The sequence below is a fragment of the Mycobacteroides franklinii genome, from assembly GCF_001853795.1.
GTDB lineage: Bacteria > Actinomycetota > Actinomycetes > Mycobacteriales > Mycobacteriaceae > Mycobacterium > Mycobacterium franklinii.
Genome location: NZ_MLIK01000004.1, coordinates 471,485 through 484,607 on the forward strand (window position 1 = coordinate 471,485; position 13,123 = coordinate 484,607).

General features: G+C 65.4%; 8 protein-coding genes. 7 read left to right on the plus strand and 1 reads right to left on the minus strand.

The features are described from left to right. The first annotated feature begins 88 nt into the window (after window positions 1-88). The 5 genes from BKG76_RS02800 to BKG76_RS02820 are packed head-to-tail and all read left to right on the plus strand — an operon-like array spanning window position 89 to window position 6,119. On the plus strand, window positions 89-1,393 hold the full coding sequence (locus tag BKG76_RS02800; protein WP_070935779.1) for a nicotinate phosphoribosyltransferase: 1,305 nt from the start codon (window positions 89-91) through the stop codon (window positions 1,391-1,393). An 18-nt stretch (window positions 1,394-1,411) separates the two neighbouring features. Next, window positions 1,412-2,005, plus strand: coding sequence for a TetR/AcrR family transcriptional regulator (locus BKG76_RS02805; protein WP_070935781.1), 594 nt, complete (start codon window positions 1,412-1,414; stop codon window positions 2,003-2,005). Window positions 2,006-2,030: 25 nt separating this feature from the next. Continuing rightward, window positions 2,031-2,585, plus strand: a complete 555-nt coding sequence (locus BKG76_RS02810; protein WP_070935782.1) for an isochorismatase family protein — start codon at window positions 2,031-2,033, stop codon at window positions 2,583-2,585. 8 nt (window positions 2,586-2,593) lie between these two features. Further along, window positions 2,594-4,651 (plus strand): ATP-dependent DNA helicase, encoded by a 2,058-nt coding sequence (locus BKG76_RS02815; protein WP_070935784.1) that lies wholly within the window; start codon window positions 2,594-2,596, stop codon window positions 4,649-4,651. A 19-nt stretch (window positions 4,652-4,670) separates the two neighbouring features. Continuing rightward, window positions 4,671-6,119 carry a neutral zinc metallopeptidase gene (locus tag BKG76_RS02820; RefSeq protein ID WP_070936819.1) on the plus strand — a complete coding sequence of 483 codons (1,449 nt, stop codon included), beginning with the start codon at window positions 4,671-4,673 and terminating at the stop codon, window positions 6,117-6,119. Window positions 6,120-6,127: 8 nt separating this feature from the next. On the opposite strand, the gene glgP is transcribed toward BKG76_RS02820, so the two are convergent. Further along, a complete protein-coding gene (glgP, locus tag BKG76_RS02825; protein WP_070935786.1) occupies window positions 6,128-8,755 on the minus strand; it encodes an alpha-glucan family phosphorylase in 2,628 nt (875 codons plus the stop codon). Between the two features lie 75 nt (window positions 8,756-8,830). Here glgP and BKG76_RS02830 point away from each other — a divergent pair, with 75 nt between their 5' ends. Both BKG76_RS02830 and glgB read left to right on the plus strand, forming a co-directional pair. Then, window positions 8,831-10,912, plus strand: a complete 2,082-nt coding sequence (locus BKG76_RS02830; RefSeq protein WP_070936820.1) for an alpha-1,4-glucan--maltose-1-phosphate maltosyltransferase — start codon at window positions 8,831-8,833, stop codon at window positions 10,910-10,912. Then, window positions 10,909-13,116: a 1,4-alpha-glucan branching protein GlgB gene (glgB, locus tag BKG76_RS02835; protein ID WP_070935788.1), complete on the plus strand. Its 2,208-nt coding sequence runs from the start codon at window positions 10,909-10,911 to the stop codon at window positions 13,114-13,116. The genes BKG76_RS02830 and glgB overlap by 4 nt, the downstream gene beginning before the upstream one ends. The last annotated feature ends 7 nt before the right edge of the window (window positions 13,117-13,123 follow it).

Genomic DNA, 13,123 nt, shown 5'->3' on the forward strand with positions numbered 1-13,123 from the left:
GTCAGTACGAAGTTCTGAGTTTCCCGCGACTGCCCGAGACCAGCGAGCAGCCGGTCATACCCCGGCACATCCCGCTAACGTGGCGCACATGACGCACCCGTCCACGTCATTGCTTACCGACAAATACGAGCTCACCATGCTTGCCGCAGCACTACGCGACGGCACTGCGGGGCGTCGTGCCACCTTCGAAGTGTTCGCCAGAAGGCTCCCCGACGGCCGCCGATACGGGGTGGTCGCCGGGACCGGCCGGTTGCTCGAGGCACTCGCCGAGTTCCGATTCGGATCCGACGAATTGAAATCGCTATCCACATTTCTGGACGGTGATTCACTTGAGTACCTCGCCGCATACCGATTCAGTGGCGATATCGACGGCTACCCCGAGGGCGAGCTCTACTTTCCCGGCTCCCCCGTGCTCACCCTGCGCGGCAGCTTCGCCGAGTGCGTCATTCTTGAGACGCTGACCCTGTCGATCCTGAACCACGACAGCGCCGTCGCCTCCGCTGCCGCCCGCATGGTGTCGGCGGCCGGGGGCCGCCCGCTCATCGAGATGGGGTCTCGGCGCACTCACGAGCTGGCGGCGGTGGCCTGTGCCCGCGCGGCCTATCTCGCGGGATTTGAGTCGACGTCGAATCTGGAGGCGCAGCGCCGCTACGGTGTGCCCGCACGGGGCACTGCCGCGCATGCCTTCACCCTGCTGCACGCCAAGGACGGCATGAGTCCCGGCGAGGCCGAGCGAGAGGCATTTCGGGCCCAGGTGGAGGCGCTCGGCGTCGGCACCACCTTGCTGGTCGACACCTATGACATCACCGCAGGAGTGGAGAACGCCATCGCCGTGGCGGGACCCGGGCTCGGAGCGGTGCGTATCGATTCGGGCGATCTGGGCGTGCTGGCCCGGCAGGTTCGGGCGCAATTGGACACGCTGGGCGCGCATCGAACCCGCATTGTCGTCTCCGGAGACCTCGACGAATACTCCATTGCGGCGCTACGCGCCGAGCCCGTCGACATCTACGGGGTGGGCACCTCGGTGGTGACCGGCTCGGGAATGCCGACCGCCGGCATGGTCTACAAACTCGTCGAAATCGACGGCATCCCCGTGGCTAAACGCAGCAGCCACAAGGAATCTCACGGCGGTCACAAGTGCGCCCTGCGCATCGCCAAGCCGACGGGCACCATCACCGAAGAAGTGGTGTACCGCGCGGCCACTGGTCAACCTGTGGTCACCGAGCCGCACCGGACGCTGACCAGCGCACTGGTGCGCGGCGGCACGCCCGTCGCGACCGATTCACTCGAAGACGCGCGCGAGCGCGTACGCACCGGACTGTTGAGCCTGCCGTGGGAAGGGTTGGGCCTTTCCCACGGGGATCCTGCGATTCTCACCCGCCTGGTGGGATAATTCGGGGCCGGAGGTCACATGGCAGCCAGAAGGCAATGGGCGGGAACCACTCCCGAGGAGCGTCGAGCGACGCGTCGACGCGCACTGCTCGACGCGGGTATCGCCGCGCTCGGCGCCATCGACGGGCCGGCCCTGACCATCCGCACCGTGTGTCGATCTTCCGGTGTGTCCGAACGCAATTTCTACGAAGAGTTTGGTGACCGAGACGACTTCGTGCGTGCGGTGTACCAGGACGTGCTCGAATCGGTGATGCGAGTCGTCACCGAATTCGCCGCAGAGGGCGATGATTTGGAGACTCGCGCAGTGGAGACCTTCATCGGGGCCACTGTCGACAACCCCGTCTACGGACGCATCCTGATGGTGGCCCCGTTCACCGAGCCGACCCTCGGCAGCGCCGGGTTCGCGGGTTCGCTTGCCTTCGCCTCACTTGCCGAGAAGGCGCTGATCGATGTCGATGATCCGGGACGCCGCCGATTCCTGTCGGTATCGCTCGTCGGCGCCGCCTCGGGTGCCATCATCGACTATCTGCGCGGAGATCTGGCCATCAGCCGTGACGAGCTCATCGACTACATCTCGCGCATGGGGCGCCAGGTGTCGGCAATCTTCGATTGAGCCCCGACCGGGGTACCGTCGATCCATGGGTAGGGCACTTATCGTCGTCGACGTGCAGAACGACTTCTGCGAAGGCGGCTCGCTGTCCGTTCCCGGCGGCGCCGCCCTTGCCCAGACGCTCAACGCTCTCACTGGCTCCGGCGTCTACGACGCGGTGGTGGCAACTCGCGACCACCACGTGAACCCCGGCGATCACTTCTCCGAGGCACCAGATTTCCAGACGAGCTGGCCCCCACATTGCCGGGCGGGCACGCCCGGCGCCGAGTTTCATCCCGACCTGGACCTGGCCCCCGTCGATGAGGTGTTCTCCAAAGGCGCATACAGTGCGGCATATTCGGGATTCGAGGGCGTCTCCACCGACGGCACCACACTGTCGACATGGCTACAGAGCCGCCAACTGAACAGCGTCGACGTGGTCGGTATCGCGACCGACTACTGCGTGGCCGCCACCGCCCACGACGCGGCACGCGAGGGACTGCACACTCGGGTACTTACCGCGTATTGCGTTGGTATTGACGCAGAATCGGTGGATCGCGCACTGGACGAGCTCCAGGGTGCCGGCGTCGAGGTGATCCGCTGAATCAGAAATTGGGCGACGCATCCGCATCCGCGACCGGCCTGCTCGCCACCGCTGTCGCGGCACTCGGCGGCACCGAACGCGCCGGACAGCTCACCATGGCCACCGCCGTCGAACATTCCCTGTATAGCGGTGAGCATCTTGTGGTCCAGGCAGGTACCGGCACCGGGAAGTCCCTGGCATACCTGGTGCCGGCTCTAGCGCACGCGATCGAAACGTCGTCTCCGGTGGTGGTCTCCACGGCGACCATTGCGCTCCAACGCCAGCTGGTCGATCGCGATCTGCCTCGCCTCGCCGAGGCGCTGACACCTTCACTGGCCCGCAAGCCGAGGTTCGCGATCCTCAAGGGCCGGGGAAATTACCTGTGCCTCAACAAGTTGCACAACGGTGCCGCGTCCGACCAAGAGGCGCCCGACACCCTGTTCGAGCCCTTCGCGGCCAGCGCCCTCGGCCGCGACGTCCAGCGGCTCAACGAATGGGCGGACACCACCAAAACCGGGGATCGGGACGAGCTCAAGCCCGGTGTGCCCGACCGGTCCTGGTCGCAGGTCAGCGTGTCGGCGCGCGAATGCCTCGGCGCCACCCGGTGCCCGTTCGGCACGGAGTGCTTCGCCGAGCTGGCACGGCTCGATGCCGGACAGTCCGATGTCGTGGTCACCAACCACGCACTGTTGGCCATCGATGCGATCGCCGATATCAACATCCTGCCCGAGCATGACGCGGTGATCGTCGATGAGGCACACGACCTTGTCGACAGGGTCACAAGCGTTGCCACCCAGGAACTCTCGGCAGTCGGGCTCACCGTCACCATCCGGCGCATCGGCCGCCTGGTGTCACCCGAGACGGCGAGCCGGTTCGAAGCGAGTTCGGCGACATTCTCTTCGCTCATCCACGACAGCAGGCCCGGCACCATCGACCGCGCGGACGAGGAGACCGTCACGTACCTGACCGCGCTGCGCGATGCCGCCGCCGCGGCACGCACCGAGATCCCCACGGGCCAGTCCACCGACCCTGCCACGGCCTCGGCACGCACGGAAGCAGTTGCCGCACTGGACGATATCGTCGATGCGGCTTCCCTCGCATTGAGCTGCTGGGCCGAACCGGACATCACCGCACGCCCCAACGTGGTGTGGCTGGATCACGAGGACAACCGGGGCACGATACGCCCCGTCTTGCGGGTTGCCCCGCTCTCGGTCGCCGGTTTGTTGCGCACCCGCCTATTCGGGCAGCGCACCGTCGTCCTGACCTCCGCGACCCTGGCTCTCGGCGGGAAATTCGACGCGATGGCGGCGTCCTGGGGACTGCCCGCCCGAGAACCCGGCAAGGGGCTGGACACCGACTCCACCACCACACCCAGGGCCACCTGGCACGGTATCGATGTCGGATCCCCCTTCCAGCACGAGAAGTCCGCGATTCTCTATCTGGCACGGCACCTGCCCGCCCCCGGGCGCGACGGTCTCGGTGCGGCCACACTCGACGAGATCGAAACCCTCGTCCGCGCGGCAGGGGGCCGCACCTTGGGGTTGTTCTCCTCGATGCGCGCCGCGAAGGAGGCGTCCGAGGAGATGCGTACCCGGCTCGACACCCCGGTGCTGTGCCAGGGCGACGACGCGACATCGGTTCTCGTCGAACAGTTCAGCGCGGACCCCGAGACCTCGCTGTTCGGCACCCTGTCGCTGTGGCAGGGCGTCGACGTCCCTGGCCCCTCGCTGTCCTTGGTTCTCATCGACCGAATCCCCTTCCCCCGCCCCGACGATCCGCTCCGCGCCGCCCGGCAACGAGCGATCAGCTCGCGCGGAGGTAATGGATTCATGGCGGTAGCGGGTACCCAGGCAGCACTGCTGCTGGCACAGGGAACCGGCCGACTACTGCGCAGCGCACATGACAGAGGTGTTGTCGCGGTGCTCGATTCGCGCATGGCGACGGCGGGATACGGCGGATTTTTGCGCGCGTCACTGCCACCGTTCTGGTCCACACATGATCTGTCGGTGGTCACCGCGGCACTGCAACGCCTGATGACCAAGCACAACGCGACCTATGCTGGAGGAGGCTCCCGCACACAGGGATAGCCAGTACAGAGAGATGGCCATGTCGATTCCGGGCAAGTGGTTCCACATGCCGGCGGCGATCCTGGCCAGCTGCGTTCTCGGGCTGTCGGCGTGCTCGAATGCCGTTGACGGCACCCCCGTTTCACAGCTCGGCAACGCCTACCAAATCGCCGGGCTCCCCGTCGTCAATGGTCCTTCCGGCCTGCGCCCCAACCCTAAACCGGTCAGCAGAGCCGCGCGCGGCACCGATAACGGCGAGATGGACCGGCTCGCGGTCAACGCCGTCTCGGATATCGAAGACTTCTGGCAGGAGGCCTATCCCAAGACGTTCTGGGCCACGTTTCATCCCGTCGCATCGTTGGTGTCGTGGAGCAGCGACGGCCCCGATGCCACAGAGTTCTGCGACAGTTCGACGATCGGCTTCGACAACGCCGGATATTGCATCAGCCAGAACAGCCTCGGCTGGGACCGCAGCGTGCTGCTACCCAAACTGGTGCGAATGTTCGGTCCCATGGCGGTTCCCATGACCTTGGCCCACGAGTATGGGCACGCCGTCGCGCACCAATCGGAAATGGTCGATTCGCGGACACAGACACTGGTCGGCGAGCAGATGGCCGATTGCCTCGCCGGCACATATCTGAGGTGGGTGGCGCAGGACAGCTCACCTCGTTTCACGCTGAGCACCGGCGACGGCCTCAACAACGTCATCGCGGCACTCATCGCCTTCCGGGACGACCCCATCGAGGCAGGTGACGCCATCGAATCGCACGGATCGGCATTCGAGCGCGTGTCCGCGTTCCAGCGCGGCTTCATGGACGGTCCGACCGAATGCAGTCGGATCGACATCGCCGAGATCACCAAGCGGCGCGGTGGGTTACCGGTGAACCTGACGTCAGGAGAATCCGCGGAGATACCCGTTTCCGCCAACAACCTGGGCACACTGATGACGGTGCTGCGGACCGTCTATACGCCGACGGGAAACACAGCGCCCCCGCGCCTCTCGATGACCGGCGCCGCATGCGACGAGCCCGGCCACCGCGTGCAATCACCGCCGGCGGTGTACTGCCCGAACTCCAACACCATCGCCCTGGATCTGCGCCAATTGACCAATCTCGCGCGGCCCACCCACGACCAGGGGCAGGTAACCGGTGATTTCACCGCGTACTCGGTGGTGATATCCCGGTACGCGCTGGCGATCGAGAACCAGCACGGTCTACCGCTCGACAACGGGCAGAGCGCGTTGCGCACCGCCTGCCTGACGGGTGTGGCATCGGCGGCAATGGCCAGGCCCACCACGCCCACTCAGGAACCGAATCCGATGGTGCTCGGTGCCGGCGACCTTGACGAAGCGGTGTCGGGCTTGCTGACCAACGGCATGGTGGCCAGCGACGTCAACGGAGCCACCGTCCCGGCCGGCTTCTCGCGGATCGAGGCCTTCCGCGACGGCGTGGCCGGATCCACCGACCGCTGCCTTACCCGCTACAGCTGATCTGGCCGTTAGTGTTCCAGGTCGCTGGCGGCCAATACCGCCAGCCCCAGCTCGCTGTCGCTTGCCAGCAGCGGGTGGTGCGGGAGCACCCGCACCGTGTAACCCACAGACCCCGAGACCGGCAAGGTGGTGGTGGTCGAGAACGTCTCCACGCCGCCGCCTCGGCTACCGGTGTGCGTCATCGGGACGATCTCCGAGTCGGAAAGCTTGTCGTCCAGGTCAACTCGCCCGATCACGGCCTGCACCGCGACCTCGGAAGGCGCCAGCCCGGCCAGCTGTACCGAAGCGGTAAGCGTGAACGGTGACCCCAGCAGCGGGGTGTCGGGCAGACCCGAACTGTCGACCTCCGTGATGACCAGAGACGGCCACACTTGTTGCACCCGTTCCCGATAGCGCGCCAACTCCTTGGCCGGGGTGAACGAGTCCCCCGTGCCTACCGTGGCGCGCAGCGACCTGGCCGCGGGAGCGTAGTAGCCCACCGTGTAATCGCGAACCATCCTGGACGCCAACACCTTCGGACCCAACTTTTCCAAGGTGTGGCGAACCATCTCGACCCACCGCTGCGGTGTGCCGTGCTCATCGCGCTCATAGAACTTGGGTGCCACCTTTTGTGCCAGCAGCTCATACAGCGCCGCGGCCTCCAGATCGTCGCGCCGGTGATCGTCGGTGACCCCGTCGGCGGTCGGTATCTCCCAACCGTTTTCGCCGTCGTACCACTCGTCCCACCAGCCGTCGCGGATGGATAGGTTCAGCCCGCCGTTGAGTGCGCTCTTCATCCCCGACGTTCCGCACGCCTCCAACGGACGCAACGGATTGTTGAGCCACACATCGCATCCGAAGTACAGGTATCGGGCCATCGACATGTCGTAATCGGGCAGGAAGGTGATGCGGTGCCGCACGTCGGCCTGGTCGGCGAACCTGACGATCTGCTGGATGAGACCCTTGCCGCCATCATCGGCCGGGTGCGACTTGCCCGCCACGATGAGCTGCACCGGCTGCTTCTCGTCGAGCAGCAACTCGCGCAGTCGTTCCGGATCGCGCAACATCAAGGTGAGCCGCTTATACGTCGGGACCCGGCGGGCGAAACCGATGGTCAACACGCCCGGGTCGAACGCACTGTCCACCCAGCCCAATTCGGCCTCGGCAGCGCCGCGCTGCAGCCAGGATGCGCGGATGCGCCGACGCACATCCTGAATCAGCTGCTCACGCAGCTGCGATCGGATCCACCAGATGTGGCCGGGATCAACCTCGTGAATGCGTTCCCATCCACTGGCGTCGTTGAACGCCTCGGCACCGACCAGCTGCTGTCCCAGCTCCAGCCATTGGGGCGCCGCCCAGGTGGGCGCGTGCACACCATTGGTGATCGACCCGATGGGGACCTCAGAGGCATCGAATGACGGCCACAGTCCGTTGAACATCGACCGGCTCACCTGGCCGTGCAGCAGGGATACGCCATTGGCACGCTGCGCCAACCGCAGCCCCATATGAGCCATGTTGAACGTGGACGGGTCGTCCTCCGCTCCCAAGGCGATGATCCGGTCCACCGGCACGCCCGGCAGCAGGGTGGAATCCCCGGACTCCCCGAAGTACCGACGCACCAGGTCGACGGGGAATCGGTCGATACCCGCCGGAACCGGTGTGTGCGTGGTGAATACGGTGCTGGACCGCACCACGGTCAGGGCAGTTTCGACATCCAGTCCGTGCTGTCCGATGTACTCGCGGATTCGCTCCAGGCCCAGGAATCCGGCATGCCCCTCGTTGGTGTGGAACACCTCCGGCGATGGCGAACCGGTCGACTCGACGTACGCACGAATGGCGCGCACACCGCCGATCCCGGCCAAGATCTCCTGCTTGATGCGGTGGTCCTGATCACCGCCGTACAACCGGTCGGTGACGTAACGCAGTTCGCGATCATTCTCGGCGATATCGGAATCCAAGAGCAGCAGAGGAATCCGGCCCACCTGGGCAATCCAGATCCGGGCCGAGAGCTCCCGATCCTGCGGCATGGGCACCGTGATGAGAATCGGGGTGCCGTCGTCGTGCGCCAACAGCCGCAACGGCAGACCGGCGGGGTCGATGAGCGGATACTGCTCGGTCTGCCAGCCATCGGCGGTCAACGACTGCCGGAAGTACCCGGACCGGTAGTGCAGCCCCACCGCGACGAGCGGCAGCCCTAGATCGGATGCGGCCTTGAGGTGATCGCCCGCCAGGATGCCCAAACCACCCGAGTAGTTCGGCAGTACCTCGGAGACGCCGAACTCCATCGAGAAGTACGCGATCGCAGTGGGTAGAGCCCCACCGTCCGCGGTCTCATCGCCGTCGTCCTCGCCACGCTCCAGCTGGCGCTGGTACCACATCGGCCGGTTCAGATAGTCGTGCAGATCACCCGACAGGGCTCCCACCCTGTCGACAAATCCATCATCGGCGGCCAGCTCATCGAGCCGCTGCGCCGGCACCGACCCCATCACCGCGACCGGGTCGTGGTTGGTCTGCTCCCACAGTTGGTGGTCGATATCGGCGAAGAGATCCCGGGTGGGTTGGTGCCATGACCAGCGCAGGTTGTTGGATAACTCGCCCAGCGCCGCCAATCGCTCCGGAAGATGGGCACGAACCGTGAATCGACGTAGGGCTTTCACCCTTCAGAACTTTACTGAGATTTCGGTTGCGCGCATGCCCGGCGGCAAGATAGCCCGTCTACTACGGTGGACGTGGTGACCGGACGCATAGGCATCGACGATGTCGCCCCCGTCATCTCGGGTGGTCGCTATCCGGCCAAGGCCGTCGTGGGCGAGGTAGTACCCGTCGCGGCGACCGTCTGGCGCGAAGGCCATGACGCTGTCGCCGCCACTTTGGTGGTGCGCTGCCTGGGCCCCAGTTACCCGCAGCTCGCGGAGGGACCTTTGCGCCGCATCTCGGCCCCTCGCGATAAGGACAAGACCGCGACGCGCATCAAGCCGGTGCACATCCCGATGCACGCCGGCGGGGCCCTGGATCGATTTCACGCCAGCTTCGTCCCGGATCGGGAGGGGTTATGGACCTTCCGGGTCGACGGGTGGGGTGATCCGATCGCAACCTGGCGTCACAACGTCGCGGCCAAGCTGGAGGCCGGGCAGGGTGCCACCGAATTGGCCAACGATCTGGAGATTGGCGCCCGGTTGTTCGAGCGCGCGGCGGCCGGAGTGCCACGCAAGCGTCGCCAGCCGCTGCTGGATTCCGCGGACGCGTTGCGCACCCCGGAGGATCCGGGGGCACGGTTTCAGCACGCGCTGTCCGGGGAGGCCCTCGACTTGCTCGACGAGTTCCCGCTGCGCGACCTGCTCACCCGTGGAACCCAGTACGGCATCTGGGTGGATCGCACCCGTGCGCTCTACGGCTCGTGGTACGAGCTGTTCCCACGTTCCACCGGCGGGGTGGGGCCGGACGGGCGGCCCATGCATGGCACCCTCGCGACCGCTGCCGCCGATCTCGCCCGAGTCGCCGAAATGGGATTCGATGTGGTGTACCTGCCGCCGATTCATCCGATCGGCGAGATAAACCGCAAGGGCCGCAACAACAATCCCGTCGCCGATCCGGGCGAGGTGGGCTCACCGTGGGCTATCGGCAGCACCGCGGGCGGCCACGACGCAATCCATCCGGAGCTCGGAAATCTCAAGGATTTCGACCGGTTCGTCGCCACCGCGCACAAACTGGGCCTGGAGGTGGCATTGGATCTCGCGCTGCAGTGCGCGCCAGATCATCCCTGGGTGAGCGCGCATCCCGAATGGTTCACCGAGCTTCCCGACGGGACCATCGCCTATGCGGAGAATCCTCCGAAGAAGTATCAGGACATCTATCCCCTGAACTTCGACACCGATCCGGCGGGCCTCTACACCGAGGTACTGCGCGTGGTTCAACACTGGGTTGCACACGGCGTCAAGATATTCCGAGTAGACAACCCACACACCAAGCCGCCCGACTTCTGGCAATGGCTGATCGGCGAGGTCAAGGCGGCAGACCCCGATGTCCTGTTTCTGTCCGAGGCATTCACCCGGCCGGCCCGGCTCTACGGCCTGGCCCGACTGGGCTTCACGCAGTCGTACACCTACTTCACCTGGCGCACCGGCAAATCCGAGATCGAGGACTTCGGCCGAGAGATCGCCGCGCAGGCAGATCTGGCGCGCCCGAATCTCTTTGTGAACACCCCGGACATCCTGCACGCCAGCCTGCAGCACGGCGGGCCGGGCATGTTCGCGATCCGCGCCGTCCTGGCCAGTACCTTGAGCCCCACGTGGGGCGTGTACTCCGGATACGAACTCTACGAGCACGTTCCACTGCGCGAGGGCAGCGAGGAGTACCTTGATTCAGAGAAGTACCAGCTGCGCCCCCGCGACTACAAGGGTGCCGCGGCACGGGGTGAATCGTTGGAGCCGTTCATCACTCAGCTCAATGAGATCCGCCGGCTGCACCCAGCCCTACACCAGCTGCGCAACATCACCTTCCATCACGTCGAGAACGATGCGCTGTTGGCGTACTCGAAGTTCGACCCGGTGACCGGTGACGCGGTCCTGGTCGTCGTGAATCTGGATCCGTTCGGTCCCGAGGACGGCACCATCTGGCTCGACCTGCCCGCGCTCGGTCTTGATTGGCACGAGACCTTCTGGGTGCGTGACGAACTCACCGGCGAGCAGTACCGCTGGGGCCAGGCCAACTACGTGCGACTCGACCCGCTCACCCCTTCTCGGCAAGTGGCGCACATCCTCAACCTGCCGCAGGTACGCGAATCGGCCCGATCTCAGCTGGTGTACCGCCCATGAGCGCATCTTCCGCATTCCTGAAACCGGATGCCGCCGATATCACCCGGCTGGTGGCCGGCACCCATCACAACCCGCATTCGATCCTCGCTGCTCATGAGTATCCCAGCAAGAAAGGCAAGGGATACACCGTCATTCGTGCGTTCAAGCCGGGTGCCAGCGCCGTCGCCGCGGTGGTCGGTGACGAAACTCACCCGATGACCGATCTCGGGTCTGGACTGTTCGCCGTGGCACTGCCCTTTCTGAACCTCCTGGACTACCGCCTCGACGTCGATTACGGCGGCACCTCACTCGTCATCGCGGACGCGTACCGATTCCTGCCCACGCTCGGCGAGGTGGACCTTCACCTGTTCAACGAGGGCCGGCACGAGCGGCTCTGGGAAATCCTTGGCGCACATCCGCGCTCATTCGTCACCGCCGATGGCGAGGTCAGTGGCATCTCGTTTGCCGTTTGGGCTCCCAACGCACGCGGTGTCTCGCTCATCGGGGATTTCAACGGGTGGAACGGAAATGACGCCCCCATGCGCACTCTCGGATCCTCCGGGGTTTGGGAGCTGTTCTGGCCAGGCATGACACTCGGGGTGTTGTACAAGTTCCGAGTGCACGGCGTAGACGGATCGGTGACCGATCGGGCCGACCCGTTCGCCTTCGCCACCGAGTTGCCCCCGGCCACCGCGTCTCGGGTCACCACCTCGTCGTACTCCTGGGAGGACGGCGAATGGATGTCGCGGCGCACCTCGGGCAATCCGGTATTCGAACCGATGAGCACCTACGAGGTACACCTGGCATCGTGGCGCCCCGGGCTCACCTATCGCGAACTGGCTCGCGAGCTGACCGAATACGTGCTGGCGCAGGGGTTCACCCACGTCGAGCTGTTGCCGGTGGCCGAGCATCCCTTCGGCGGATCCTGGGGTTACCAGGTGACCTCCTACTACGCGCCCACCTCGCGACTCGGCACGCCCGACGACTTCCGGTACCTGGTCGATGCTCTGCACCGGGCCGGGATCGGCGTGCTCGTCGATTGGGTACCGGCCCACTTCCCGAAGGACGCGTGGGCGTTGGCCCGCTTCGACGGGACACCCCTGTATGAGCACGCCGATCCACACCGTGCCGAGCAGCTGGACTGGGGCACATATGTTTTCGATTTCGGGCGCCCCGAGGTACGCAACTTCCTGGTTGCCAATGCCCTGTTCTGGCTCGACCAGTTCCATATCGACGGACTGCGTGTCGATGCTGTCGCGTCGATGCTCTACCTGGACTACTCACGGCCCGAGGGTGGCTGGACACCCAACGTCTACGGCGGCCGCGAGAACCTTGAGGCCGTCCAGTTCCTGCAGGAGATGAACGCCACGGTGCACAAGCTGCATCCCGGAATCGTCACGGTGGCCGAGGAATCCACCTCCTGGCCGGGCGTCACTCGCGCGACCAACCTTGGCGGCCTTGGCTTTTCCATGAAATGGAACATGGGCTGGATGCATGACACCCTGGGTTACCTGGGACGCGATCCCATCCACCGAAGCTTTCACCATCACGAGATGACCTTCTCGATGTTGTACGCGTTCAGCGAGAACTTCGTATTGCCCATCAGTCATGACGAGGTGGTGCACGGCAAGGGCACGCTGTGGACCCGGATCCCGGGTGACGACCATGCCAAGGCCGCCGGTCTGCGCTGCCTGTTGGCATACATGTGGGCACATCCCGGAAAACAGCTGCTGTTCATGGGGCAGGAGTTCGGCCAGCGCGCCGAGTGGTCCGACGAGCGCGGCGTCGACTGGTTCCAGCTGAGCGAGGACGGATACTCATCGGGAATCGGGGCGTTGACCGCGGATCTGAACGCGGCATACCGGCAGCGGCGCGCACTGTGGTCACAAGACACCGCGCCCCAAGGGTATTCGTGGATCGACGCCAACGACTCGGCCAACAACGTGCTGAGCTTCCTGCGCTTCGGTGACGACGGCTCGGTGCTGGCGTGCATCTTCAATTTCGCCGGCGTCGAGCACAGCAGCTACCGAGTGGGATTGCCCCTCACCGGCCGCTGGCGCGAGGTCATCAACACCGATGCGCTGCAGTATCACGGCAGTGGAGTGGGGAATCTTGGCGAGGTCATCGCGTCGGCGAACCCCTGGCACGGCCGTCCCGCCTCGGCCACGCTGGCGCTTCCGCCGGCCGCGGCCATCTGGCTGGAACCCGTCTCGGAGCCCCGCTAGAAAACAT

Coding starts and splice junctions, on each gene's coding strand:
- BKG76_RS02810 (WP_070935782.1), top strand. CDS start 2,031: ATGGGTAGGGCACTTATCGTCGTCGACGTGCAGAACGACTTCTGCGAA.
- glgB (WP_070935788.1), top strand. CDS start 10,909: ATGAGCGCATCTTCCGCATTCCTGAAACCGGATGCCGCCGATATCACC.
- BKG76_RS02805 (WP_070935781.1), top strand. CDS start 1,412: ATGGCAGCCAGAAGGCAATGGGCGGGAACCACTCCCGAGGAGCGTCGA.
- BKG76_RS02820 (WP_070936819.1), top strand. CDS start 4,671: ATGTCGATTCCGGGCAAGTGGTTCCACATGCCGGCGGCGATCCTGGCC.
- BKG76_RS02800 (WP_070935779.1), top strand. CDS start 89: ATGACGCACCCGTCCACGTCATTGCTTACCGACAAATACGAGCTCACC.